The sequence below is a fragment of the Dokdonella fugitiva genome, assembly GCF_004342425.1.
In the GTDB taxonomy this organism is placed as follows: Bacteria; Pseudomonadota; Gammaproteobacteria; order Xanthomonadales; family Rhodanobacteraceae; genus Dokdonella_A; species Dokdonella_A fugitiva.
The window spans coordinates 15,607-37,628 of sequence record NZ_SLWQ01000008.1; the positions used below are offsets into that span (position 1 = coordinate 15,607).

At 69.9% G+C, this 22,022-nt stretch carries 19 protein-coding genes; 12 read left to right on the plus strand and 7 right to left on the minus strand.

From position 1 onward, the window contains the following. Positions 1-248: 248 nt before the first annotated feature. Both EV148_RS13930 and EV148_RS13935 read left to right on the plus strand, forming a co-directional pair. Positions 249-566, plus strand: coding sequence for a hypothetical protein (locus tag EV148_RS13930; RefSeq protein ID WP_131999299.1), 318 nt, complete (start codon positions 249-251; stop codon positions 564-566). Positions 567-582: 16 nt separating this feature from the next. After that, positions 583-867 (plus strand): hypothetical protein, encoded by a 285-nt coding sequence (locus EV148_RS13935; protein ID WP_131999301.1) that lies wholly within the window; start codon positions 583-585, stop codon positions 865-867. A 33-nt stretch (positions 868-900) separates the two neighbouring features. Here the strand turns inward: EV148_RS13935 and EV148_RS13940 are convergent, their stop codons facing one another. Next, positions 901-1,275 carry a hypothetical protein gene (locus EV148_RS13940; RefSeq protein WP_131999303.1) on the minus strand — a complete coding sequence of 125 codons (375 nt, stop codon included), beginning with the start codon at positions 1,273-1,275 and terminating at the stop codon, positions 901-903. 138 nt (positions 1,276-1,413) lie between these two features. Here EV148_RS13940 and EV148_RS13945 point away from each other — a divergent pair, with 138 nt between their 5' ends. Beyond that, positions 1,414-1,953, plus strand: coding sequence for a DUF924 family protein (locus EV148_RS13945; protein WP_425479869.1), 540 nt, complete (start codon positions 1,414-1,416; stop codon positions 1,951-1,953). A 17-nt stretch (positions 1,954-1,970) separates the two neighbouring features. On the opposite strand, the gene EV148_RS13950 is transcribed toward EV148_RS13945, so the two are convergent. From EV148_RS13950 to EV148_RS13960, 3 genes are all read right to left on the minus strand, one after another. Continuing rightward, positions 1,971-4,244, minus strand: a complete 2,274-nt coding sequence (locus EV148_RS13950) for a family 20 glycosylhydrolase (protein WP_131999305.1) — start codon at positions 4,242-4,244, stop codon at positions 1,971-1,973. Between the two features lie 158 nt (positions 4,245-4,402). Beyond that, positions 4,403-7,120, minus strand: a complete 2,718-nt coding sequence (locus tag EV148_RS13955) for a TonB-dependent receptor (RefSeq protein ID WP_131999610.1) — start codon at positions 7,118-7,120, stop codon at positions 4,403-4,405. A gap of 94 nt (positions 7,121-7,214) precedes the next feature. Next, entirely contained in the window at positions 7,215-8,279 is a 1,065-nt protein-coding gene (locus EV148_RS13960; RefSeq protein WP_241988102.1) for a glucokinase, read from the minus strand. Positions 8,280-8,551: 272 nt separating this feature from the next. Between EV148_RS13960 and EV148_RS13965 the strand changes: the two genes are divergently transcribed. The 8 genes from EV148_RS13965 to EV148_RS14000 all read left to right on the plus strand — a co-directional run bounded on the left by EV148_RS13965 (position 8,552) and on the right by EV148_RS14000 (position 17,060). After that, entirely contained in the window at positions 8,552-9,823 is a 1,272-nt protein-coding gene (locus tag EV148_RS13965) for a sugar MFS transporter (RefSeq protein WP_131999307.1), read from the plus strand. A 49-nt stretch (positions 9,824-9,872) separates the two neighbouring features. After that, entirely contained in the window at positions 9,873-10,910 is a 1,038-nt protein-coding gene (locus EV148_RS13970) for a LacI family DNA-binding transcriptional regulator (RefSeq protein ID WP_131999309.1), read from the plus strand. Next, entirely contained in the window at positions 10,907-11,968 is a 1,062-nt protein-coding gene (locus EV148_RS13975; RefSeq protein WP_241988103.1) for an SIS domain-containing protein, read from the plus strand. Before EV148_RS13970 ends, EV148_RS13975 begins: the two co-directional genes overlap by 4 nt. After that, positions 11,968-13,107, plus strand: a complete 1,140-nt coding sequence (gene nagA / locus EV148_RS13980; RefSeq protein ID WP_131999311.1) for an N-acetylglucosamine-6-phosphate deacetylase — start codon at positions 11,968-11,970, stop codon at positions 13,105-13,107. Before EV148_RS13975 ends, nagA begins: the two co-directional genes overlap by 1 nt. A 235-nt stretch (positions 13,108-13,342) precedes the next feature. Beyond that, entirely contained in the window at positions 13,343-13,735 is a 393-nt protein-coding gene (locus tag EV148_RS13985; protein ID WP_131999613.1) for a YciI family protein, read from the plus strand. 141 nt (positions 13,736-13,876) lie between these two features. Next, positions 13,877-15,145, plus strand: coding sequence for an RNA polymerase sigma factor (locus EV148_RS13990; protein WP_131999313.1), 1,269 nt, complete (start codon positions 13,877-13,879; stop codon positions 15,143-15,145). Positions 15,146-15,410: 265 nt separating this feature from the next. Next, on the plus strand, positions 15,411-15,821 hold the full coding sequence (locus EV148_RS13995; RefSeq protein WP_131999315.1) for a protease inhibitor I42 family protein: 411 nt from the start codon (positions 15,411-15,413) through the stop codon (positions 15,819-15,821). 45 nt (positions 15,822-15,866) lie between these two features. Beyond that, a complete protein-coding gene (locus EV148_RS14000; protein WP_131999317.1) occupies positions 15,867-17,060 on the plus strand; it encodes a C1 family peptidase in 1,194 nt (397 codons plus the stop codon). 57 nt (positions 17,061-17,117) lie between these two features. Here the strand turns inward: EV148_RS14000 and serS are convergent, their stop codons facing one another. The 3 genes from serS to EV148_RS14015 all read right to left on the minus strand — a co-directional run bounded on the left by serS (position 17,118) and on the right by EV148_RS14015 (position 21,001). Then, positions 17,118-18,395: a serine--tRNA ligase gene (gene serS, locus EV148_RS14005; protein WP_131999319.1), complete on the minus strand. Its 1,278-nt coding sequence runs from the start codon at positions 18,393-18,395 to the stop codon at positions 17,118-17,120. A 48-nt stretch (positions 18,396-18,443) separates the two neighbouring features. Then, positions 18,444-19,625, minus strand: coding sequence for an MFS transporter (locus tag EV148_RS14010; RefSeq protein WP_131999321.1), 1,182 nt, complete (start codon positions 19,623-19,625; stop codon positions 18,444-18,446). Between the two features lie 98 nt (positions 19,626-19,723). After that, positions 19,724-21,001 carry an MFS transporter gene (locus EV148_RS14015; RefSeq protein WP_131999323.1) on the minus strand — a complete coding sequence of 426 codons (1,278 nt, stop codon included), beginning with the start codon at positions 20,999-21,001 and terminating at the stop codon, positions 19,724-19,726. A gap of 73 nt (positions 21,002-21,074) precedes the next feature. Between EV148_RS14015 and EV148_RS14020 the strand changes: the two genes are divergently transcribed. After that, entirely contained in the window at positions 21,075-21,698 is a 624-nt protein-coding gene (locus tag EV148_RS14020; protein WP_131999325.1) for a TetR/AcrR family transcriptional regulator, read from the plus strand. Positions 21,699-22,022: the final 324 nt, after the last annotated feature.

A 22,022-nucleotide genomic window follows, 5' to 3' on the forward strand; every position in this document is an offset into this window, starting at 1 on the left:
CGCTCCGTGAACGTTGGACTGCCCGCTCACGTTGGCGTCCTGCTGCCGAGGCGTGCATGAACGACATGCGCACGACTCATCGATGATTCATCGCCGGGGCGCGTTCTCGGCGCGTTCATGCGCGTTTTCAAGCGCTGCAGCGTGGGAATTTTTTTCCCATTGATGAGCTGACGGGCGAGGCGTACGGTCCATGCCTCGGGAAGCCTGCGCCGCGGGCATCCGTCAGGGAAGTCATCGTGGGCATCGCCATGAACACCAAAGCCGGCTGGCAGCAGGTCGTCGTATTCGAGGCGGACAGCGACGCGCAATCCGCGGTCAATGCATTCGTCGCGCGCTTCTGGCCCGGGGACGAGCACGGCGCATGCCGGATCGAACAGGCGACGCGCTCTCCCGCGGGCTTCCAGTGGTACGACGGCTACATCGATTTCAGCATCGGCGAGCGCCGCGCGATCCACCTCGCTTCGCGACTCGTCGACGAACTCGGGCGCGCGCAGCTTCCGCTCTACCGGCTGGTCGCGGGACGTGAGTGGATCGATCTCGCGGCCGCGCAAAACGCACCCGACTGACGACGGAGGAACATCCATGCACCGTATCCGCACCCAGGGGCGAGGCGCGCTGCGCATCGGCCGGCTCTCCGAAGGCGCAGCCGTGCTCGCGCAACGCGTGCACGACCAGCTCGCGAAAGGCGATCGCACCGTGTTCGCCGCCGATGACGGCGTGGTCTACGTCGACCAGCCCGACCACACCGACGGCATTCCGTTGCACTGGATCGCCGGCACGTTCACGCTCGGTCAGTCGTATCCCGACCTCGTCGAGGACATCGCGTTCCTCAGCGACAGCCGCAGCAAGGATTGGATCATCGGCTGACGGGCTTGGCCGCGCGGCTTGGCGCCGTAGCCGTCAGCTCGCATCGTCGCCCGTGCATGCGCGCAGCACGCGTGGATGGGCCGCGCGGGGCAGTTGGTCCAGTTGCGCGAGTTCGGGGTCGACCACGTCATAGTCGCCGAACGGCCGCGTGCCGTCGGCCATGCGCCAGCCGAGCACGCGCCAGTTCCCATCGCAGTCGACCGCGTCGCTCGCGAAGCGATCCGCTCCGGCGTGGAATCCGAGTACGTTCCAGACGTCACGGGCTTCGTCGACGAGCACGAGCTCCACCCGCGCGCTGCGCGCCGTTTCGCACCCGCCCTTGCCGTGCACGGCATAGCAATGTTCGACGCGGCGTGAGCCGGGCAGGGCGAGCGGGACGCGACGCGGCGATATCGTATCCGATTGCATTGACGGCCTCCTCTTCGTCGGGCCGTCGAGGGTCGATGCCCCGCGTCTCACCGTTGGCGACAGCCCGCCCGGCATGGCTGGCTTGCACGCGGCAAGGAAGGTAGATTCGCAGGACCACCCACCGACCGCGTCCGCCGCGTGCACATCGACCCCGCCGATCTCGTCGCATTCTGGAAGCAGGCCGGCCCGTCCCGGTGGTTCGCCCGCGACGACGCGTTCGACGCAGCACTGCGCGAGCGCTACGCCGCCGCGCACCACGCGGCGGCACGGCGCGAGCTCGACGCCTGGCGCGCAAGCGCCGAGGGCTCGCTCGCGCTCGTGCTGCTGCTCGACCAGGTCCCGCGCAACCTGTTCCGCAACAGCGCGCATGCATTCGCGACCGACGGCCTCGCGCGCACGGTGGCGGCCGCGGCGGTGGACGCCGGGCACGACCGCGCGGTCGATGGCGAGCTGCGCCTGTTCTTCTACATGCCGTTCGAGCACTCCGAGTCACTCGCCGACCAGGACCGCTCGCTCGCGTTGTTCACCGCGATGGGCGACGACTACTACCTGAAGTACGCGACCGCGCATCGTGACGTGATCGTGCGCTTCGGCCGCTTCCCGCATCGCAATGCCGCGCTCGGCCGCGCCAGCACGGCCGAGGAACAGGCGTGGCTCGATGCGGGCGGCGGGTTCTGAGCCACGTCCGCGGCGCTTCATCGCGGCAACAGCTCGATCGCATCGATCGCCCACAGCGGATCGCGGCCCTCGCCGCTGAACATGAAGCAGAGGTCGTGCACGCCCGGCAGCGACGGCAACCCGGCCTCGAGCACGGTCACGCCGGGCTGCGCGCGCGCATGCTCGAGCGGCAATGTCGCGAGCGGCTCGCCCGCGCAGCCGTCACGCACGAGCAGTTCCCCGGCCGGCGTCGCCGGTGCGGGACGCGGCACGATGTTCACGACGTCGGCGGCGAGCTGGAAGTTGTAAGGCAACTGGCCGACCGCGACACGGATGCGCGTGGCGGCATCGAGCGGCGCATGCGGCCACGTCCAGCACGGGTCGAACAGGTCGACATCGAAGAACGCGCGCGGCCCTTGCGGCGGCGCATCGTCCTCGATGCGCAGCACGAGCTTGCCGCTGCATTGCGCGAGTTCATTGCTCGCGCGCCGGCGTTGCGCGCCGGGCTCGCGGCTGGCGACCGGGCCAATGCGACGGCCCTCGAGCCACGCGGCCGCGCGAACCGTCGCGCCTGCCGGCACGGCGAGCGCGCCCGCGTAACGCTCCGCCTGCGCATTCGGTTCGCTGCCGTCGAGCGTGTAACGCATCGGCAAGCCGGCCTGGTTCGAGAGTACGACGCCTTGTGGCGTGTCGGAGAATCTCACCTCGAACGCGCTCCGAGCCGCGGCGATACCGTGCGCGCGCCAACGCTCCATCTGCGGCACGAGTCGCGTGATGAAACCGCGCCAGTCGCGCGATTCGCGCGGCGACCACAGCGTTTCGGCGAGCGCGGCCAGGCGCGGGAACGCCGCATGCTCGACCATCGCGGTCGTGCGCATGTGCTCGGTCCACAGGTTCGCCTGCGCCCCGAGCACGCGGCCTGCGGCCGACGCGTCCATGCCGGCCGTCGCGTCGAAGGCGTAGATGTCGGCGAGCGTGCGCAGGTCGGGCCGGCCCGACGGTTCGTCGGCGGCGTCGCTCTGCAGGTGGTCGAGATAGAGGTCCGGCGACGGCGCCATCACGACCCGATGGCCGGCGTTCGCGGCCTCGATGCCGCCCTTCGTGCCGCGCCACGACATCACGGCCGCATCGGTGGGCACGCCGCCTTCGAGGATCTCGTCCCAGCCGATCAGCTTGCGGCCGCGCGCGGCGAGATGACGCTGCATGCGCGCGATGAACCAGCCCTGCAGCGCGTTCTCGTCGGCGAGGCCGAGCTCGCGCATGCGTGCCTGGACCGCAGGCGATGCCTTCCACTGGTCCTTGACGGCCTCGTCGCCGCCGATGTGGATGTACGTCGACGGGAACAGGTCGACGACTTCGTCGAGCACGTCCTGCATGAACGCGATCGTCGTTTCGTCTACGGCGAGCAGGTAGCTGTGCACGCCCCAGTCCGGCGAGACGACCGGCTCGTCGCGCGAGGCGCCGAGTTCCGGGTATGCGGCGATCGCCGCCTGCATGTGCCCCGGCATGTCGATCTCGGGCACGATCGTCACGTAGCGCTCGGCCGCATGGCGCACGATGTCGCGGATCTCGTCCTGCGTGTAGAAGCCGCCATAGCGCACCGGCTTGCCGTCGGCATCGGTGCCGGCCGCGCCGGCGGGGCGGCGCCACGCGCCGATTTCGGTGAGGCGCGGATGGCGCTTGATCTCGATGCGCCAGCCCTGGTCGTCGGTGAGGTGCCAGTGCAGCACGTCGAGCTTGGCGAGTGCGATTTCGTCGATGAAGCGCTTGACGAATTCGGGGGGCTGGAAGTGGCGCGCGGAGTCGAGCATCGCGCCGCGCCAGGCGAAGCGCGGATGGTCCTCGATGCGCACGGCCGGGACGTCGATTGCCGTCGCCGGCGCCATCGTCGGCGTCAGCAACTGCCACAACGTGGTGCTGCCGCGGAACAGGCCGCGCGCCTCGCGTGCGGTGAGTTCGACGTGCGTCGCGTCGACGACGAGGCGATAGCCCTCGCCTTCCGGTAGCGAGGCATCGTCGGGGCGCAGCGCGAATACGATGCCCGCGTCGCGGACGTCCCCCGGGGCGACGTCGAGACGCAGGCCACGATCGCCGGCGATGCGCGCGGCGAATCCGCGCGCGATCGCGCCTGCCTCGTCACCACCCGCGGCGTCGAGCTTCGCGCCGTCGTGCACGACGTAACGGCCGTGTCCGGCCTCGACCCGCGCCGGCCACGGCAGCAGCGGCGGCAGCGTCGACGACGTGCGAGGCGGCGCGGGGTGGCTTGCGCACGCGGCGACGAGCAGCAATCCGAACATCGACCATCGGTGCATGCGCAAGAACCTCCTGCAATGAATCCGCTGTGGCTCGAGCGGGAACGGACCCGGCGGAACCTCGGACCTTCGTCCCCGACCGGGCCCCTCCCTGCCCCTTTCCCGCAAAAAAAGACGGGCCGGGGTGAGCCGGCCCGCAATGTCGCACGTTGGAGTCGTCAGAAGTTGAAGCGCAGGTTCGCCATGTAGCGCCGGCCGGTCGTGTATTCGCCGAACAGCTGGTCCTCGTTGCCGACCGCGTACTGGTGGTACTTCTCGTTGAGCAGGTTCATCGCGTCGAACGTGACCGAGAAGTTCTGGTTGAACTTCCAGCCGAGGCTGAGGCCGAGGTCGGCGTAGTCGTCGACGACCGCCGGCGGCGCGCCGGCGACGTAACCGCCGGCGAGGTAGTGGTCGCGCCAGTTGTAGTTGATGCGCGCGCTGAACGGGCCGTTCTCGTAGTACGGACCGACGCTCACCGAGTTCTCCGACTGGTACGGCATCGGCGTGCCCTGGCTCGTCTCGCCGTCGGCATACGTGTAATTCGCGACCATGCCGAAGCCGGTGCTGCCGAACGCCTGCTGGTAGGTGAGCGTGAAGCCCTTGATCTTCGCCGTGCCGGCGTTGCGCGGACGCGAGATGCTGTAGTCGCAGAAGCCGTCGGCGGTGCAGCCATGGCTGCCGACGAGCGAGTCCCACTGCGTCGGATCGGTGTCGCGGATCGAGTTGTAATGGCGCTCGGGCGACGGGATGGTGTCGATGTAGTTGAGCACGTGCTTGAAGAAGATCGAGGCCGCGATCACCGACTGCTCGGCGAAATACCACTCGGCCGACAGGTTGAAGTTGACCGACTTGTACGGCTCGAGGTCGGCGTTGCCGCCGCTGCCGGTGAGCACGGTGTCGTTGAGGAAGGTGTTGTTGACCATCTGGTTGTACGGCGCCCAGGCGATCACCTCGGCCCCGGACAGGCGCAGCACGACGTCCGGCGCCGCGTCGAAGGCGACGTTGAACGACGGCAGCCAGTTGTTGATCGACGACTTCTTGGTCTGGTACCAGCCCGGCAACGCCGGCAGCACCGGGGCGACGCTGCCCGGCAGGTTGTAGCCGGAGCCTTCCTGCTCGGTGTGCACATAACGCACGCCGACGTTGCCGCGCCACGCATCGTTGCCGAAGTCGAGCTGGGCGTAGGCAGCCGAGTTCTTCTGCGTCAGCGCCCAGGTGTTGTTGAGGTAGCTGCCCGGGTCCGGGTGCGCGAAGTCGAGGTTGCTGTTGCGGATCCAGTCGAGGATGTTGCGTTCACCCACCTGCAGGTGACGCGCCTGGTCGGGCGAGAAGCCGGAGAACTCGTCGAGGATGTCGGTCGGCGAGATCGTGCCGACGTCGGCGAGCGTGCCGGGCGTGACGCCGCCGTAGACGTTGAGGCCGTAGTTCTCGTCGTGCTTGGCGTAGCGCACGCCGACGAGCAGGCGGTTGATCCAGCTGCCGCCGAAGTCCTTGCTGAAATCGAGCTGGCCGTAATGGTCCTTCGCGTGCGCCATGAACACGCCGTTGTTGCCGAGCCAGCCGCCGCCCCAGTTGGCGGGATCGCGGCCCGCGGCCGGGTCGTCGAACGAGTAGCCGTGGCGGTCGTCCCAGCTGAAGCCGCCGAAGTAGACCGGCTCGAGCAGGTACTGGCTGATCTTCGGGTTGTCCGACTTGCTCGTGCCGATCTGGCCCGAGAGGTTCCAGCCTTCGCCGTGATAGGCACCGCGCAGGTCGAGGCCCTTGGTCGTCACTTCCGACGATCGGAGCTGGTTGTCGTAGATGATGCCGGCGCCCTCGCCCGCGGAATGCCCGCCGGTGACGAGGCCGTGGTCGCCCTGCGTGAAGCTGTCGACCGCCGCCATCGTCGCGGCGTTCCAGTGCAGGAAGTTGTAGACCGACTGGTTGTAGTTGTCGAAGCTTTCCTTGATGTACATGCCGCTCAAGGTCGCGTCGAAACGCTCGTCCGGCTTGAACTGCAGGTTGACGACCGCGCTGTTGCGCTTGCGCGTCTGCTGGAAGTACGCCGCGTTGATTTCGTCGGGCACGAGCGCGTTCGCGTCGAGCGAGCCGCTCGCGACCTGCGCGGCGATGGCCGGGCTGTTCGCGGCGTACTCCGACACCGGGTGGTAACCGAAGATCTCGATGCCCTGGCGGTCGACCGATTCCTCATAGTGCTGCGCGGCGATGTTGAAGCCGAACGTGCTCTGGTCATTCTTCCAGCTGTACAGCACCGACGCGTTCGGCTTGCCGTCCTCGGCCTGGTCGTTGTAGTTGTAGCCGATCGAGCCCGCGATCGAGTTCGCGTCGAGGTCGAGCGGCAGCCGCGTGTGCATCATGACCGTGCCGCCGAGGCTGCCCTCGGGCAGGCGCGCTTCGGACGACTTGTAGACTTCGAGGCGGCCGAGGATTTCCGGCGCGAGCAGGGTGTAGTCGAAGCCGCGGTTCGGCTGTTCGCCGTACAGCCAGATCGCCTGCGAGACCGGGTGGCCGTCGATGAACGACAGGTTGAGGCTCGGGTCGGTGCCGTCGATACTGACGCGCTCGCCCTGGCCGAAGCGCCGGTCGAGGGTGACGCCGGGGATCATCACCATCGCCTCGGCGACGTTCGTGTTCGGGAACTTGCCGATGTCCTCGGCGGTGATCGCATCGACGATCGCATTCGCGTCGCGCTTGGTGTCGAGCGAGGCCTTGAGGCTCTCGCGGATGCCGTGCACGACGATCGCGTCCATTTCCTGCGCGCGCGTGTCGTCCTGCGCAGCGCCGGCGTGGCCGTCGGCCGCGGCGTCCGTGGACGCGTCGGCGGCCGTGGCGGATTCCGCCGCGTGCGCCGCGGCGGCGAACGCGAAGGCGGCGAGGATGCTCGCCGACAGCATCGTCTTTCGGTATGTCCTGCTCTTCACGGTGAACCCCTCCTCCAGTGGTGTAGGTCCGCGGACGCGTTCGCTGCGCGCCGCTCGCCGGCTCGTGTCAGTCCGTCGTCGCTTTCGTCCCAATCCGTTCCGCCGCCGCGCGGCGGCCGCCGTCGTCGCGGTCGAAGTACCAGCTCGCTGCGCCGATGACACCGAGCTGCGCGTGGTCGACCAGACGAATCGAAGTGCGCGCGAGCGCTTCGCGCATCGCGCCCTTGTCGAGGAAACGCTCGATGAAGCGGCTGCGCACGAGCAGCTCCTTCATCTGCGGCAGCACGCCGCCGGCGAGATAGATGCCGCCCTCCGCGCCGTACAGCAGCGCGAGGTCGCCGAGCACGCTGCCGAACCAGCCGCAGAACACCTCGACCGTTTCCGTCGCGAGCGCATCGCTGCCGGCGAGCGCCGCGGCGCTGATCTGCGCCGGCGTCTGCGCGAGCGGCTGCGCGCCGCGCAGGGCGCGGATCGCCGCATGCAGGTTGGTGAGCCCGGTGCCGGACAGCACGTGTTCGATCAGCACGCGCGGGCTGCGCTTGCGCAGTTCGCGCAGCACGTCGAATTCGAGTTCGGTGGTCGCGGCGAGCGTCGCCTGTCCGACCTCGGTCGCGAGGATCACCGGACGCCCGTCCTGGGCGATGTGCACGGCTCCGCCGAGCCCGGTGCCGGGTCCGACCACGAGCATCGGCCCGGGCCGGTGTTCAGCCGGGCCACCGAGCAGGAGCGCGCTCGCATCATCGACGTGGCCGACCGCATAGGCGACCGCCTTGAAGTCGTTGACGACGGCGAGGTCGTCGAGACCGAGGCGCGTGCGCAGGTCGGAAATCGACACCGGCCACGGCAGGTTCACGTTGACGACCGCGTCGTCGACGACGAAGCCGGCGATCGCGAGTGCGGCGGACGAGACCGGCGTGCGCACGTAGCTCGCGCGGAACGACTCGACGATCGCGGCGAGGCTCGGGAAGTCGGCACAGGCGTACTTGCAGTAGTCGCCGATCGCGAACGCGCTGCCCCGCTCGTCGGCGACCGGCACGATCGAGGCGACGCGGGCATGGGTGCCACCGACGTCCGCCGCGATGAGCGGCTGGCCGGCGGCGCGCGATGCGATGCGATAGCGGTTCTCGTCCACCCCTTTCCCCGAAACTGGTGCGGCGGGCCGGCGATGGGCGCCTGCCGCGGTCGGGGCGCAGTCTCGGTGCGCTTGACAACGTTGTCAACTTGCACTGCAAAATGAACCCGGAGACGCGCATGGCTACCATCGGCAGCCACGCGGGAGGCGGCGGGGACTCCGTACGCCGCGCTGCAAATGTCGTGACGAGTACCCGTGCGGCCCGGCTGCGACACGGGATGACAACGTTAATACGCCCAGGCCATACCGGTCAGGGCCACAGGAGGGTCTCGATGGCCGCCACTGCCGCGAACACGTCCGTACCGGGCCGGCACGCGCCGATGCTGGTCATCGGCCTGCTGTTCTTCATCTTCGGCTTCGTGACCTGGATGAACGGGCCGCTGATCCAGTTCGTCGAACTCGCCTTCGAGCTCGACACCGTCAACGCGTTCCTCGTGCTGATGGCGTTCTATCTCTCGTACTTCTTCCTCGCCCTGCCGGCGGCGGCGATCCTGCGCCGCACTGGCATGAAGCGCGGCATGGCGATCGGCCTGTTCGTGATGGCACTCGGCGCGCTCGCGTTCGGCCAGTTCGCGGTCCAGCGCTGGTACCCGGGTGCGCTCGGTGGCCTGTTCGTGATCGGCGCGGGCCTCGCCCTGCTGCAGACCGCGGCGAACCCGTACATCAGCATCCTCGGCCCGATCGAAAGCGCGGCGCAGCGCATCGCCTTCATGGGCATCTGCAACAAGGTCGCCGGCATCCTCGCGCCGTTCGCCCTCGGCATGTTCGTGCTGCACGGGCTCGGCGACCTCAAGGCGCAGGTGCAGGCGGCCGATCCGGCCGCGCGCAACGCACTGCTCGATGCGTTCGCCGCGCGCGTGCACCTGCCCTATCTCGGCATGGCGCTCGTGCTGGCCGCGCTCGGCACGTGGATCGTGCGCTCGCCGCTGCCGGAAGTGCGCGCGGCCGAGGCGAACGCGTCCGCCGCGCAGGCGCGCGGCGCCGGGCTGCGCGCCTATCCGCACCTCTGGCTCGGCGTGCTCTGCCTGTTCCTCTACGTCGGCGTCGAGGTGATGGCGGGCGACGCGATCGGCACCTACGGCCGCGGCTTCGGCCTGCCGCCCGACGAAACGAAGTTCTTCACCTCGTTCACCCTGAGCGCGATGCTCGCCGGCTACGTCGCCGGGCTCGTCGCGATTCCGCGCCACGTCTCGCAGTCGCGCTACCTCGCGGGCTCGGCCGCGCTCGGCGTGCTGCTCGCGCTCGGCGCGTACTTCACCAGCGGCTACGTCTCGGTCGGGATGGTCGCGGCGCTCGGTTTCGCCAACGCGATGATGTGGCCGGCGATCTTCCCGCTCGCAATCAAGGGACTCGGCCGGCTGACCGAGATCGGCTCCGCGCTGCTGATCATGGGCATCGCCGGCGGCGCGCTCGTGCCGCAGACGTTCGCGATCCTGCGCGAGCACGTCGACTTCCAGTTCGCGTTCGCGGCGATCATGGTGCCGTGCTACCTCTACATCCTCTACTACGCGGTGCTCGGCCACCGCGTCGGACGGACGGATTGACGATGCGTTTGCAGCTACGATGCCGCTTCGCCCAACGGAGCGGACAGCGATGAGTCGACCGACGATCAGGGACGTGGCGCGCCATGCCGGCGTGTCGCTGAAGACGGTATCGCGCGTGATCAACGGCGAGGCGTCGGTGCGCGACGACACGCGCGAGCGCGTGCAGCGCGCGATCGACGAACTCGACTACGCGCCGGACCAGGCCGCGCGCAACCTGCGCGGCGCGACCTCGCACGCGCTCGGCCTCGTCTACGACAACCCGAACCCCTACTACGTGATCAGCGTGCAGAACGGCGTGCTCGCCGCCTGCCGCGACCAGGATTTCGGCCTGCAGATCCATCCATGCGACTCCAACGCGCCCGACCTCGCCGACGAGCTGCGCGAGCTGGTCGGCCACGCGCGCCTCGCCGGCCTCGTGCTCGCGCCGCCGATGTCCGAGCGCATGGAACTCATCCGCTACCTCGCCGAGCACGGCATCCGCTTCGTGCGCATCATCTCCGCCGCCGAAGACCCGGCCGACGGCTATCCCTGCGTCTACGTCGACGACCGCGACGCGGCCTACGACATCACCGAACACCTGATCCAGCTCGGCCACCAGCGCATCGGCTTCCTCTGGGGCGGTGCCGAGCATCGCTCGAGCCCGGAGCGCTTCAAGGGCTACGAGTCGGCGCTCAAGGACTACGGCATCCCGCTCGACAAGAAGCTGGTGATCCCCGGCGACTACTCGTTCGACGACGGCTTCCGCGGCGCGCGGCGGCTGTTCGCGCTGCGCGAACCACCGACCGCGATCTTCGGTTCCAACGACGAGATCGCCGCGGGCGTGCTCGCCGCGGCGAAGGCGAACGGCATCGACGTGCCGTACGAACTGTCGATCGCCGGCTTCGAGGACAGCCCGTTCTCGCGGCAGTCGTGGCCGGCGCTGACCACCGCCAAGCAGGCGACCGAGGACATCGCGCGCCATGCAGCGCTGCGCCTCATCGCCGAACTCAAGCCTGCCGGCAGCGGCGTCATCCATCTCAACCGCGGCTTCAGCCCGCAGCTCGTGATCCGCGACTCGACCGCACGCGTGCGCACGACCGCGCCATGAGCGCCGTGCCCGAGGACACCATGCCCGATACCACTGCCGCCGCCGAATCGACCCGCATGTATCGCGAGGTACGCGAATCAGCGGCGGCGATCGCGCGCCAGCTCGAGGCGAACCGCGGCGTGATCGGTGAACTCGCGGCGCGGCTGCGGCGCGAGCGCCCGTCGCTCGTCGCGACCGGCGCGCGCGGCAGTTCCGACAACGCGGCGACGTTCGCGAAGTATCTGGTCGAAACGCGCCTCGGCGTGGCGACGACCTCGGCCGCGCCTTCGGTGCAGTCGGTCTACGCGGCGCGCACCGCACTCGATGGCGCGCTGTTCCTCGCGATCTCGCAGTCGGGCAAGAGCCCCGACCTCGTCGCCCAGGCGAGCGCGGCGCGCGAGGCGGGCGCACGCGTGGTCGCGATGGTCAATGTCGTCGAGTCACCGCTCGCCGCCGCCGCCGACGTCGTCGTGCCGCTGCATGCGGGCCCGGAACTCAGCGTCGCGGCGACCAAGAGTTACCTCTGCTCGCTGTCCGCCCTGCTCCACCTCGTCGCCGAATGGACCGGCGACACGCGCCTGCGCGATGCACTCGCGCAGGTGCCGGACGCACTCGAAGCCGGCTGGCACAACGACTGGTCCGCGCTCGTCGACGGTCTCGCCGAGGCACGCAACCTGTTCGTCGTCGGTCGCGGCTTCGGCCTGTCCGCCGCGCAGGAAGTCGCGCTCAAGTTCAAGGAGACCTGCGGCCTGCACGCGGAAGCGTTCAGCGCCGCCGAAGTGCAGCACGGGCCGATGACCCTCGTCGAGCGCGGCTTCCCGGTGCTCTTCTTCGCCCAGCACGACGACAGCTACGAAGGCACGATGGCCGTCGCCGGGCGTTTCCGCGAACGCGACGCACGCGTGTGGGTCGCCGCGCCCGACGGCGGCGAGCTGCCGTTCGCCGCGACCGGGGATCCCGCCTGCGCACCGCTGCTCGCGGTGCACCGCTGCTACGGCGCGATCAATGCGCTCGCGCTGCGCCGTGGCCGCGATCCCGACGCGCCGCCGCACCTGCGCAAGGTCACCGAGACGCGCTGATGGCGACCGCATTCGTCAATGGCCGCGTGCTCGTCGACGACGGCTTCCGCGACGATCTCGCGGTCGTCGTCGAGGACGATCGCATCCTCGCGCTCGAACCGGCGCGCGGCCTGCGCGCGGCAGCAGACCCCATCGACCTCGGCGGCCATTGGCTCGTCCCCGGCTTCATCGACGTGCAGGTCAACGGCGGGGGCGGCGTGCTATTCAACGACGCGCCGACGTTGCAGACGCTCCGCCGCATCGGCGCCGCGCACAGGCGCTACGGCACGACCGGCTTCCTGCCGACCCTGATCAGCGACGACGCGGCGACGATGCGCGCGGCGATCGCCGCGGTCGACGCAGCAATCGATGCGGGCGTGCCCGGCGTGCTCGGCATCCACCTCGAAGGCCCGTACATCGCGCCCGCGCGGCGCGGCGCACACGACGCGGCGAAGTTCCGCGCGCTCGACGACGCCGAACTCGAACTCGTCTGCTCGCTGCGCCACGGAGTTACCGTGCTCACGCTCGCGCCCGACCAGGTGCCGCCCGCGCGCGTGCGCGAACTCGCCGCGCGCGGCGTGATCGTCTGCATCGGCCATACCGAGGCGGACTATGCGCAGGCGCGCGCCGCGCTCGATGCGGGCGCGCGTGGCTTCACCCATCTCTACAACGCGATGTCGCCGCTGCAGGGGCGCGCGCCCGGCGTCGTCGGCGCCGCGCTCGAGGATCGCGCGAGCTGGTGCGGCCTCATCGTCGACGGCCATCACGTGCATCCGGCATCGCTGCGGGTCGCGCTCGCGGCGAAACCGCGCGGCAAGCTCCTGCTCGTGACCGACGCGATGCCGCCGGTCGGTGCCGACACGGATACCTACGAACTCGCCGGCGTGGCGATCCGCTGCCGCGACGGCCGCTGCGAGACACCCGATGGCGTGCTCGCCGGCTCGGCGCTCGACATGGCGAGCGCCGTCCGCAATACCGTCGCGACACTCGGCGTGCCGCTCGAGGACGCGCTGCGCATGGCCTCGACCTGGCCCGCCGAATTCCTCGGCATCGCCGCCGAGCGCGGCCGCATTGCGGCAGGGCTGCGTGCCGATCTCGTCGAGCTCGACGGGGACCTGCGCGTGGTGCGGTGCTGGTGTGGCGCGAGGGCCGGGGACTGAGGGCCGAGGGCCGAGGGCTTCAACAGGCTACCGTCGTTCCCGCGAAGGCGGGATCCATGTGCTCTTGCGCTCGAGGCCGCCAGGCAGTGCAGGCCGGATCAGTCGCGCAGCGGCGGAGGCGGCGCTTGTGCGCCTCGATGCACGCGGGCCGCGGCGCCGGCATGTCGATTAGCCGCCCTCCGGTTCGTCGTCCACGATGAAAGCCGCTGAAGGGCCGGCGAACGAGGAGGCGATGATGCGCGTCATGGTCATGGTACGGGCGACCGAAGCATCCGAGCGCGGCGACCCGCCGAGCGCGGCGCTGCTGGCGGCGATGGGCCGCTTCAACGAGGAACTGGCCAAGGCCGGCATCCTGCTCGCTGCCGACGGCCTCAGGCCGAGCTCGGCCGGCGCGCGCGTGCGCTTTTCCGGCAAGGCGCGCACCGTCGTGGACGGCCCGTTCGCCGAAGCGAAGGAGCTCGTCGCCGGCTTCTGGTTGTGGCAGGTGCGTTCGCTCGACGAGGCGATCGAATGGGTGCGGCGTTGCCCCAACCCGTTCGAGCAGGGCGAGTCGGAGATCGAGATCCGCCCGCTGTTCGAGGCAGAGGATTTCGCCCCCGATGCCGACGCGGGCGGCGCGCGGACATGAACGCCGGCCCCCCGCGGCCGCTGCGATGAGCCGGCCATTCGCTCGTCGCGCAACGGCGATCGCCGTGCGGCGCCGATCGATGCGCGGTCGCGCAACCGTGGCGCTTGTGCGGCTCGCTCGGAGATGGTGTGATCGGCGGCCATGCCGACCGATTCCATCCACCGCGCGGTCGATGCGATCTGGCGCATCGAGTCGCCCAAGCTCATCGCGAGCCTCACGCGCATGGTGCGCGACATCGGCCTCGCCGAGGAACTCGCGCAGGACGCGCTCGTCGCCGCGCTGGAAAACTGGCCCGACGCCGGCATGCCCGACAATCCCGCGGCCTGGCTCATGGCGACCGCGAAACGCCGCGCGATCGACCAGATGCGCCGCCAGCAGCTGCAGCAGCGCAAGCACGAACAGCTCGGGCACGATCTCGTCGCCGAACAGGAGGAAGGCCACGCCGATATCGCCGATGCGCTCGATGACGACATCGGCGACGACCTGCTGCGCCTCGTGTTCACGTCCTGCCATCCCGTGCTGTCCAGGGAAGCGCGCGTAGCGCTCACCCTGCGCGTGCTCGGTGGCCTCGCCACCGACGAGATCGCGCGCGCGTTCCTCGTGCCGGAAGCGACGATCGCGCAGCGCATCGTGCGCGCGAAGAAGACGCTCGCGGCGGCGGACGTGCCGTTCGAAGTACCGCGCGGACCCGAGCTCGCCGAACGCCTGGCCGCCGTGCTCGAGGTGATCTACCTCGTGTTCAACGAAGGCTATTCGGCGACCGCCGGCGACGACTGGATGCGACCGGCGCTGTGCGAGGACGCATTGCGCCTCGGTCGCGTGCTGCAGGGACTGATGCCGGAGCAGGCCGAAGTGCACGGCCTCGTCGCATTGATGGAAATCCAGGCCTCGCGGTCACGCGCGCGCATCGGCCCGAACGGCGAGCCGATCCTTCTGCTCGAACAGAACCGCACGCTGTGGGACCGCCTCGCGATCCAGCGCGGCCTTGCTGCGCTGGCGCGCGCGGACAAGCTCGGCGGAGCACTCGGCCCGTACGCGCTGCAGGCCGCGATCGCGGCCTGCCATGCGCGTGCGCGCGTCGCCGATGAAACCGACTGGGCGCGCATCGCCTCGCTGTACGCCGTGCTCGCCGGCGTCACGCCGTCGCCGGTCGTCGAACTCAATCGCGCCGTCGCGGTCGCGATGGCCAGCGGCCCCGCCGAAGGCCTCGCGATCGTCGATGCGCTCGCCGGCGAGTCCTTGCTGCAGAACTACCATCTCCTGCCGAGCGTGCGCGGCGACTTCCTCGCCAAGCTCGGCCGCCACGCCGAGGCACGCGGCGAGTTCGAACGCGCCGCGTCACTCACGCGGAACGAACGCGAACGCGCCATGCTGCTGTCACGCGCCGCGGCCTGCGCCGCCGACGCATAGGCAGCTCGCGCAGGTTCGTCGCGGTTGCACTGCGGGCTACGGTTTCGGCACCGGAAGAATGGGGCCAGGATCCGCGCTGCTCGGCCAGCCGCGCTGAACACATTCCCTCAGGCCGGCTGCAATCGTACGTGCGCACGCCCGCGCGCATCGCAGGCGCGGCGCGTGCGCAGCGCGGCTCAGCATCGAAGCCCGGACACGCGGCTGCCCGCCATGCATCGCGGTGGCACACTCACGCGCGTCGTGGGAGGAGTGGACGGCATCGCCGATGATCGATCACGTCATTCCCTGGGCGTCGCTGCTGGCCGCCTGCCTCGCCATGGCGCCGCTGCGCGAACTCTCCGAAAAGGATGCGAATCGCACGTTCGACGTCCGCATCGGCGAGCGCGTCTCGATCACGCTGCACGCGCAGCTCGGCACGGGCTACCGCTGGATCGCGCGGCCCGCGCCGCGGGTCGCGCTGAGCGAACGCCCGTTGCAGGGTGCCGACCGGCCCGGCGGCGAGGAACGCCAGGTGTTCGACGTGACGCCGCTCGCAGGCGGCACGGCCGAACTGGAATTCGACTATCGCCGCTCGTGGATGCCGGACGAAGCGCCTGCGAGGCGCTGGCACGTCACGCTGCGCATCCACGCGGCAGGCGACGACGACCAACGCCCGCACGGGGCGGAGCAGCCATAGGCCGGGAGGCCGTGCGACTACCGACGCGTCAACAAGGAGGAGACCATGCATCGCCACGTCGTCCAGGTCATCGCCACCGCGATCGCGATTCTCGCCGCGGGCAGCGCATTCGCCCAGGATCCGCCATCGCGCGAGGAGATGCGCGCGACGCTCGCGAAGAAGCCCGACCTGCGCCGCGCACCGGCCGCGGTACGGGAGCAGCTCGCCGCGTCGAACGAACTCATCCGGCGCGAGCACCTCGCCTACAAGGTCGGCTACACCAGCGCGCTCGACGTGCCGCTGGAGATGCTCGCCGCGACGAAGATCCCGCGCGAGCTGCCGCCGGATGCCTTGAAGATCGCGCAAGCGGGCGCGGAACTCGCGCGCATCGACCATGAGCGCTTCGAGGAAGTGGCGCGCCTCAACCCGCACCTCCTCGATCGACTGAAATTCCGCCTCGCCTGCAACGCGAACGCAGGCAGCTGGGACTGGCGCAAGGTCGGCAAGGTCACGCCGGTGAAGGCGCAGATCTGCGGCACGTGCTGGGACTTCACCGCGATGGGTTCGTACGAGGCGAGCTACGCGATCCGCAACAACGCGCTCGTCGACACGTCCGAACAGTACGTGCTGAACTGCGCCAATGCCGGTTCGTGCAGCGGCGGCTGGTGGGGACCGGTGTACGACTTCCTCGTCACGCACGGCACCGCGTCGGAAACGGCCGATCCGTTCACCGGCAACGACGCGCAGGCGTGTCCGGCGAACATTGCGACGCCCTATCGGGCTACTGCCTGGGGCTTCGTCAATACCGCCGACTGGACCAAGGCGCCATCGCCCTCCGCGATCAAGCAGGCGCTGTGCGAGCACGGCCCGCTCGCGACCGCGGTGATGGCCGACGCGCAGTTCCAGGCCTACACGGGCGGCATCTTCTCGTCGAACCAGGCCTATTCGTGGATCAACCATGGCATCGTGATCGTCGGCTGGGACGACCGGAAGGGCGCATGGCTGATCCGCAATTCGTGGGGCACGAACTGGGGCGAGACCGGCGGCTACGGCAGCGAGCGCGGCTACATGTGGATCAAGTACGGCAGCAACAACGTCGGCATCGCGACCGCGTGGGTCGATGCGGCCCGGCGCTTCTACGTGTTGCCCGATCGCTACCGCGAGCTGCTGCGCGAACGGCAGATCCCGGTGCCGCCACTGCCGGATCCCGACCCGCTGATCCGCCAGAAGCTCAAGGTGATCAAGCTGCCCGGGCATTGAGTACGGGCAACCGTGGTCCGCGGCGTCGCCCTGCGCCGCCGCGGACCCGTGTCGGGATCACGCGATGCGTTCGGTGCCGCCCATGTAGCGGCGCAGCGCCTCGGGCACGGTGATCGAACCGTCGGCATTCTGGTAGTTCTCCATCACCGCGATCAGCGCGCGGCCGACCGCGACGCCCGAGCCGTTGAGCGTGTGCACGAGCTCGGGCTTGCCGGTGTCCGGATTGCGCCAGCGCGCCTGCATGCGGCGCGCCTGGAAGTCGACGCAGTTCGAGCACGAGGAAATCTCGCGATAGGTGGCCTGCGACGGCAGCCAGACTTCGAGGTCATAGGTCTTGGTCGCGGTGAAGCCCATGTCGCCCGTGCACAGCAGCATGCGCCGGTACGGCAGGCCGAGCCGCTCGAGCACGACTTCGGCGCAGCGCGTCATGCGCTCGTGTTCGTCGAAGCTCTCCGACGGCTTCGCGATGCTGACCAGCTCGACCTTCTCGAACTGGTGCTGGCGGATCATGCCGCGCGTGTCGCGCCCGTGCGAGCCGGCTTCGGCGCGGAAGCACAGCGAATGCGCGGCCATGCGCAGCGGCAGCGCGTCGGCCTCGACGATCTCGTCGCGAACGATGTTGGTCAGCGAAACCTCGGCGGTCGGAATCAGGTAACGCCTGGTTTCGCCGACCTCGGTCGCGAACAGGTCTTCCTCGAATTTCGGCAACTGGCCGGTGCCGTGCATCGCGTCCGCATTGACGATCAGCGGCACGTTGCATTCGAGATAGCCGTGCTCCTGCGTGTGCAGGTCGAGCATGAACTGCGCGAGCGCGCGGTGCAGGCGCGCGAGTTCGCCACGCAACACGGTGAAGCGCGCGCCGGAGAGCTTCGCGCCCGCATCGCCGTCGAGCCAGCCCTTGTGCGCGCCGAGTTCGACATGGTCCTTCACCGCGAAGTCGAACGCGCGCGGCGTGCCCCAGCGGTGCTGCTCGGCATTGGCCGACTCGTCGCTGCCCTCGGGCACCGATTCGTGTGGCAGGTTCGGGATGCCGAGCGAAAGCGCGGCGAGGCGCTCCTGCACCTCGGCGAGCGCCTGCTCGTTCGCCTTGAGCCGATCGCCGATGCCGACGACCTCGGCCATCAGGGCCGTCGTGTCCTCGCCCTTCGCCTTCGCCTGGCCGATCGCCTTGGAACGCGTGTTGCGCAGGTTCTGCAGCTCCTGCGTCTCGGTCTGCACGCGCTTGCGTTCGGCCTCGATCGCCTCGAACGCGGCGGTATCGAGCGTGTAGCCGCGCGTGGCGAGGCGCCGGGCGGTATCGGCGAGGTGGCCGCGCAGCAGGGCGGGGTCGAGCATGGGCGTTCCGGGACGTGGGGAAAGCCGCGAATTATAAGGGAAAGCCCTTCAATCCGCGGCTCGCCCGGTCGGCCCGACCCACGCGCGCAGCACCACGACGCCCGCGAACGCGCAGGCCGCGCCGAACGCGAACGCGGCGAACGGCGACACGCCGGACCAGATCTCGCCGAACAGCAGTGACGCCGGCAGCAGCAGCAGGCCGGCGACGAGGTTGTACCAGCCGTAGGCGCTGCCGATGCGCGCGCGCGGCACGAGGTCGGCGACGAGCGCCTTTTCGGTGCCTTCGAGCGCCGCAGTGACCGCGCCGTAGCCGGCGAACGCGACCCACAGCGCCCAGTCCGCGACCGGCAGCAGGCCGATCGCGAGATAGGCGATCGCATACGCGAGCCAGGCGACGGTGAGCACGCGCGCCCTGCCCCAGCGGTCCGACAGCGCCGACAGCGGCGTCGACAGCAGCGCCGCGACGAGCGAATACAGCGCCCACATCAGGGTCGTGCGCGTGGCGCTCGCGCCGAGTTCGTTCGCGCGCAGCAGCAGGAACATGTTCGACGAGTTGCCGAGCGTGAACAGCGCGAGCGCGACGAGATAACGACGGAACGGCGCCGGCAGGTCGGCCAGCTTCCAGCGCAGCGGTTCCTTCGGCGACGCGGCCGGGCGTTCCGGCTCGGGCACGGCGAACGCGAGCACGAGCACGACGACGGCCGGTATCACCGCGAGCAGGAACACGTTGCGCAGGCCGACGTCCGCCGCGAGCAGCGCGGCCGCCGCGAGCGGACCGACCACCGCGCCGACGTTGTCCATCGCGCGATGGAAGCCGAACGCGAGTCCGCGCTGGTGCGCCTCGACGCTGAGGCTGATCAGCGCGTCGCGCGGCGCAGAGCGCAGGCCCTTGCCGACGCGATCGGCGAAGCGGCAGGCGAGCAGGCCGGGCCAGCTCGTCACTACGCCGATCAGCGGGCGCGCGAAACCCGCGATGCCATAGCCCGCGATGACCCAGGCGCGCACCTTGCCGCTGCGGTCGGCGAGCGCGCCGGCAAACAGCTTGAGCACGCTCGACACGGCCTCCGCAATGCCTTCGATGAGGCCGAGCGCCTTCGGCCCGGCCATCAGCACGGAGGCGAGGTAGAGCGGCACGAGCGGATAGATCATGTCGCTCGCCGCATCGTTGACGAGGCTGATGAGGCTGACCAGCCAGACCGTGCGCGGCAACGAGCGGATGCCGCGGATCATTGCTTCGGTTCCTGCACGGCCATGCTCGCGGCTCCTCCCCCGGGGACGCCGCGATTATTACGTAATGCGCGCTCGGAAATGGAAGCGCGTCGAACGCGTCAGGCCGTCGCGAGCCCGGCGCCGCCGCGGCGCGCGCGCACCTGCAGCGCGAGGACCGCCGCGACCACGCCGGTCGCGCCGGCGACGATGAATGCGTAGAAGTAGTCGCCCTGGATCGTGCGCATCGCGCCGGCGAAGAACGCCGCGCAGGCGGCACCGAGCTGGTGGCCGGCGACGATCCAGCCGAACACGACCGGCGCATCGCGCTCGCCGAATGCCTCGTTGGCGAGGCGCAGGGTCGGCGGCACGGTCGCGATCCAGTCGAGGCCGTAGAACACCGTGAACACGCCGAGGCTGTAGAACGAGAAATCCGAGAACGGCAGGAACACGAGCGACAGCCCGCGCAGGCCGTAATACGCGAACAGCAGCTTGCGCGCGTCGTAGCGGTCGGTGAGCCAGCCCGACAAGGTCGTGCCGACGAGGTCGAATGCGCCCATCGCGGCGAGCAGGCCGGCCGCCTGAACTTCGCCAAGGCCACGGTCGCTGCACATCGCGATGAAGTGCGTGCCGACGAGGCCGTTGGTGGTGAAGCCGCAGATGAAGAACGTGCCGGACAGGAACCAGAAGTTGCGATCGCGCGACGCGCGCGCGAGCGTGCCGAAGGTCGCCTGCAACAGGCTGCCCGAAGGCGCTGGCGCGCGCGCGACCGGCGCGTCTGCGGGCGCGCCATACGGCCGCAGGCCGACGTCGGCAGGATGTTCGGGCAGCAGCCACAGCGCGAGCGGCACCAGCAGTGCGCAGGCGAGCGCGACGGTCACGACGACGGTGCGCCAGCCCTCGTGCTGCGCGAGCGCGGCGAGCAGCGGCAGGAACACGAGCGTCCCGGTCGCCGCGCTCGCGGTCAGCAGGCCCATCATGAGCCCGCGTCGTTCGACGAACCAGCGGTTGACCACCGCGGCGCCGAGCACGACCGCGACGCAACCGGTGCCGATGCCGGTGAACACGCCCCAGGTCAGCACCAGGTGCAGCGGCGAGGTCATGAACGCGCTCGCCGCGCTCGACACCGCCATCAGGGCAAGCGCCGCGACGAGCACGGTGCGGATGCCGAGGCGCTGCATCAGCGCGGCCGCGAACGGGCCGGTGAGCCCGTAGAGGAAGATGCCGATCGCCGCCGACAGCGAAATCACGTCGCGGCTCCAGCCGAATGCGCGCTCGAGCGGCACGATCAGTACACCGGGCGTGGCGCGCAGGCCGGCGGCGACGAGCAGCGACAGGAACACCACCGCGGTGGCGACGAATGCGTAGTTCTGGCCAAGCCGGCGCGCGACAGCTATCATGGGTGTTACTGACCGGTACGTCCGAGAGGACTCGAATGTTACTTACCGGTACGTCACCACGTCAACCGCCGCCATGAAGAATCGCCCGTCCCGATCCAGCCCCGCCCGCCCGAAGCCCGCCGCCGCGCCGTCGCGCGCGGCCGACCGCATCCGCGAGAGTGCGCGCGAACTGTTCTATCGCGAGGGCATCCGCGCGATCGGCGTCGACGAGATCGTCAGCCGCGCCGGCGTGACCAAGCCGAGCCTGTATCGCAGCTTCGCCTCCAAGGACGAGCTCGCTGCCGCCTATCTCGAAGACTACGAAGCGGCGTTCTGGGAACGCTTCGACGCCGATGCGGCCATGCACCCGGGCGACCCGCGCGCGCAGTTGCTCGCCTATTTCACGAGCCTCGCTCAGCGAGCGACGAAGACCGGCTATCGCGGCTGCGGCCTGACCAATGCCGCGGTCGAATACCCCGAGCCCGGCCATCCTGCGCGCAAGGTCGCCGAGGCACACAAGCGCGCGCTGCGCGAGCGCCTCGTCGCGATGGCCAGGCAGATGGGCGCGTTCGACCCACAGACGCTCGGCGACGGCCTGCTGCTGCTGCTCGAAGGCGCGTTCGCGAGCGGACAGCTGTTCGGCAAGGGCGGTCCGGCGCGATCGCTCGCGGCGGTGGCGGAGCGGCTCATCGATGCGAGTGTCGGGAGTGAGGGCTGAGGGCCGCAGGGCATCGCGGCGGAAACCGCTCCCACGCGAACGCGGTGCATATCCCCTGTAGGAGCACCCTGTGCGTGACCGTCGCGCCTCGGTGCATCGCCGCGAACGGTCGCCCACAGGTGGGCTTCTGCAGTTCCACTGCGCGTGCGATGGGAGTTCATCCGTTCGTCCCGGGCGCAGGCCGCAAGCCGGAATCGAGGGGTCGTTGCCTCGACGGCGGGCGCTTCGACTCCGGCCGCTTCGCGGGCTGCGCTCAGCGCGGACGGATCTTGTGGTGCGTGGGCGGGCGAAGACGCTTGCTCCCACGATGAAGCGCCTGCTTCC

Bases quoted from the DNA above. Each gene is read 5' to 3' on its own strand.
- EV148_RS13930 (WP_131999299.1), top strand. From the start codon at position 249: ATGAACACCAAAGCCGGCTGGCAGCAGGTCGTCGTATTCGAGGCGGAC.
- EV148_RS13935 (WP_131999301.1), top strand. From the start codon at position 583: ATGCACCGTATCCGCACCCAGGGGCGAGGCGCGCTGCGCATCGGCCGG.
- EV148_RS13940 (WP_131999303.1), bottom strand. From the start codon at position 1,275: ATGCAATCGGATACGATATCGCCGCGTCGCGTCCCGCTCGCCCTGCCC.
- EV148_RS13950 (WP_131999305.1), bottom strand. From the start codon at position 4,244: ATGCACCGATGGTCGATGTTCGGATTGCTGCTCGTCGCCGCGTGCGCA.
- EV148_RS13955 (WP_131999610.1), bottom strand. From the start codon at position 7,120: ATGCTGTCGGCGAGCATCCTCGCCGCCTTCGCGTTCGCCGCCGCGGCG.
- EV148_RS13965 (WP_131999307.1), top strand. From the start codon at position 8,552: ATGGCCGCCACTGCCGCGAACACGTCCGTACCGGGCCGGCACGCGCCG.
- EV148_RS13970 (WP_131999309.1), top strand. From the start codon at position 9,873: ATGAGTCGACCGACGATCAGGGACGTGGCGCGCCATGCCGGCGTGTCG.
- EV148_RS13975 (WP_241988103.1), top strand. From the start codon at position 10,907: ATGAGCGCCGTGCCCGAGGACACCATGCCCGATACCACTGCCGCCGCC.
- nagA (WP_131999311.1), top strand. From the start codon at position 11,968: ATGGCGACCGCATTCGTCAATGGCCGCGTGCTCGTCGACGACGGCTTC.
- EV148_RS13985 (WP_131999613.1), top strand. From the start codon at position 13,343: ATGCGCGTCATGGTCATGGTACGGGCGACCGAAGCATCCGAGCGCGGC.
- EV148_RS13990 (WP_131999313.1), top strand. From the start codon at position 13,877: ATGCCGACCGATTCCATCCACCGCGCGGTCGATGCGATCTGGCGCATC.
- EV148_RS13995 (WP_131999315.1), top strand. From the start codon at position 15,411: ATGATCGATCACGTCATTCCCTGGGCGTCGCTGCTGGCCGCCTGCCTC.
- EV148_RS14000 (WP_131999317.1), top strand. From the start codon at position 15,867: ATGCATCGCCACGTCGTCCAGGTCATCGCCACCGCGATCGCGATTCTC.
- serS (WP_131999319.1), bottom strand. From the start codon at position 18,395: ATGCTCGACCCCGCCCTGCTGCGCGGCCACCTCGCCGATACCGCCCGG.
- EV148_RS14010 (WP_131999321.1), bottom strand. From the start codon at position 19,625: ATGATCCGCGGCATCCGCTCGTTGCCGCGCACGGTCTGGCTGGTCAGC.
- EV148_RS14015 (WP_131999323.1), bottom strand. From the start codon at position 21,001: ATGATAGCTGTCGCGCGCCGGCTTGGCCAGAACTACGCATTCGTCGCC.
- EV148_RS14020 (WP_131999325.1), top strand. From the start codon at position 21,075: ATGAAGAATCGCCCGTCCCGATCCAGCCCCGCCCGCCCGAAGCCCGCC.